Genomic DNA, 2,361 nt, shown 5'->3' on the forward strand with positions numbered 1-2,361 from the left:
AATGGTTTACCACATGCAAACGCTTTAAAGATTACTCTCGCCGAATTTATTTCCTATAAATAGAAGACACCGGGCTCGTTCAACAACCAAATAAGTGTCGGCTAACGACACTTATTCTTATTTGTTAAGTTTTTGCCCATTGATTCTCATAAATTCCAACTCCGAGACGAAGGCAGTCACTGAGTTCCTTAGGCGCTACGCCACAATAAATGGACTGAACAATCATCGTATGATTTTCTTCGCCGGAGAATGCCAGTTCGTATCCGTGACCATTCCAGACGTCGCCTATTTGCCTAGCTTGTACGATGGTTTTGCCGACAAATTGCTCAAAGGGTTGATGCTTGCAGATAATGTAGCCGTCTTGATTTGTAATTTCAGGTAAATCGGGACATTCACGAACACCAAGATATTCGCCGCCAACTTCCCCCTGCAGCGCAAAAACTCCTTCCGAAGTACCAAGGTAAACTACGTTAAATTCTGGATCTACCACATTGATCAAGACGGTATGCAGGGTGGCTCCTTCCAGCTTTGGGAGAAGCTTACTAGATTCTTTTGTATATCCTTCGTAATCTTCGTGCATTGTCATGTTTTAAACTTAACGCTTCACTCACCGGAATTTTGGGAGCGTAGCGAGTAAAATTTCCGTGTGGAGTGACTTGTTACATGCCTATTTATCACCAAAGTCAACAGTCGCCCCCAACAATGTTTGTTCCGTTATATAGTAAGGTAAAAAATCAGAAATATAGAATTGAAAAGCTTTCCAAATGTTTGAAAAAATAGTCACCATCAGAACCAAAACTAAAAGCCAATCAAAGTAATTATTAGAATCCCATCCCCACCCTATAATTAATGCAGCAACAAGAAACACTTCAGAACTGGTATGAAAAGATTTCAGTTTCACTCTCAACCCCTCAAGCTCTTTCGAAACATCTTTAGCAAGAAAGTAATTCAAAACCTCCTCTTGTGATTTTTTTGAATCAACTTTCTCTTTGATTTGGGATATATAAGAATCAAAAGAAGATGCTTTCGTCAGCAAATTGAATGACACACTACTAACTTTGGAATATATGTAACCAATAATCCCCGACACAAAAATAGCAATAACCAATTGCTCGAAATCAACTGAAGCAAGCAAGCCTTTTTTAAAATCAAAGATAAAGCTTAACTTTATATTCTGTAGCTCAGATAGTACTCGAACGTCATCACCCTTGGAGTAAATATATAATGAAATTATCACCATAAACATAACAAGGAAACGATGAAGCGGGTACTTCTTGGTTATATCTTCAATATATTTTTTTTGTACCGCCTTCGCCAGTTCATCCATAATTATGCCAATTTGATAAAGTAGATATCACCAGCATTTGGATCAAATGCACCGTATTCTATTAATGGAGAACCCACAAAAACCATTTCTTTTTTCTCTTGAAAAAAAGGCATTGCCATCTCAAGAAAGTCTTCATTGAAAAAATGAATGTTGGCAACTTTTTCGGTTATTAAATTGTAAATTTTTCCGTTGTTATTATGCCGATCTAGTGATGATATTGTTGCAGTGTAGAGTACTGGCTCACCTAGCTCTCTGCGAGAAACGGTTGAATGGAACCTTCCAGCAGACTCTTTATTAAATTCAAATTTAGCAGATTTATCTCCGCTTAAAAAAAGCTCAAAAGTGCTATCTCCTGCGTGCCCAGCTCTAATGATTGACAGTATTTGATCGATTTCTCTAGAAATCGCACGATCTCCATATCGCCTTATGACTGATGCATCCGGGTTATCTATCATCGTCTGCAGGTCTTTTGGGACAAGAATTCCACTTTCAACTTGAGTGATCCTAGTGCTTAGTGAGTCTTCTATTTTAGTTGCTTTGTCCAAACCTGCTTGCTTTGAAGCTTCGACAGCACCATTAACAGCACTAGAAACTCGGTTTATAACGGCCTTGGTTACAGGGTTTGACGATAAGAAATCTAGTACATAGCCACCTTCTTTAGGCTCTTGTACAAGCAGCTCAACCTCTGAGTAAAACTCCTGTCGCATTTTTGCAAACTTCCATAGCTGCCCATAATGCTGCTCTAAGTAGGCTCTATCCATCGAATTTTGCAAATGCGTTAGCGTTTTACCAAGGGTTCTCATACTTACTTGGTGGTTGACAGCTATATCACCATCAAAATGAATTTGAACAAGACTCACAATTACTCCCTATATATGATTCCGATAATGACTTAGCCATAGGCATGTAACGCCTTTGTCATTTGCGTTTTTGTTGTAGTGGAGTTTTGGGGCAATGTGGCGTAGCCACTCCAAAACGGAGCGTAGACAAAAACGTCAAATGGACAAACTTGTTACGTTTTGACTTAGCACTCA

3 protein-coding genes are annotated in these 2,361 nt (G+C 38.9%); all 3 read right to left on the reverse strand.

Annotated elements, in window-relative coordinates; all coding sequences use genetic code 11:
* Positions 1-124: 124 nt before the first annotated feature.
* Positions 125-586 carry a hypothetical protein gene (locus LU351_RS20265; protein ID WP_232595905.1) on the reverse strand — a complete coding sequence of 154 codons (462 nt, stop codon included), beginning with the start codon at positions 584-586 and terminating at the stop codon, positions 125-127.
* A gap of 81 nt (positions 587-667) precedes the next feature.
* A complete protein-coding gene (locus LU351_RS20270) occupies positions 668-1,327 on the reverse strand; it encodes a hypothetical protein (RefSeq protein WP_232595906.1) in 660 nt (219 codons plus the stop codon).
* Between the two features lie 2 nt (positions 1,328-1,329).
* Positions 1,330-2,187, reverse strand: a complete 858-nt coding sequence (locus tag LU351_RS20275; RefSeq protein ID WP_232595907.1) for a hypothetical protein — start codon at positions 2,185-2,187, stop codon at positions 1,330-1,332.
* Positions 2,188-2,361 lie beyond the last annotated feature (174 nt).

The sequence above is a fragment of the Marinibactrum halimedae genome (genome assembly GCF_021234875.1).
Classification (GTDB): domain Bacteria; phylum Pseudomonadota; class Gammaproteobacteria; order Pseudomonadales; family Cellvibrionaceae; genus Marinibactrum; species Marinibactrum halimedae.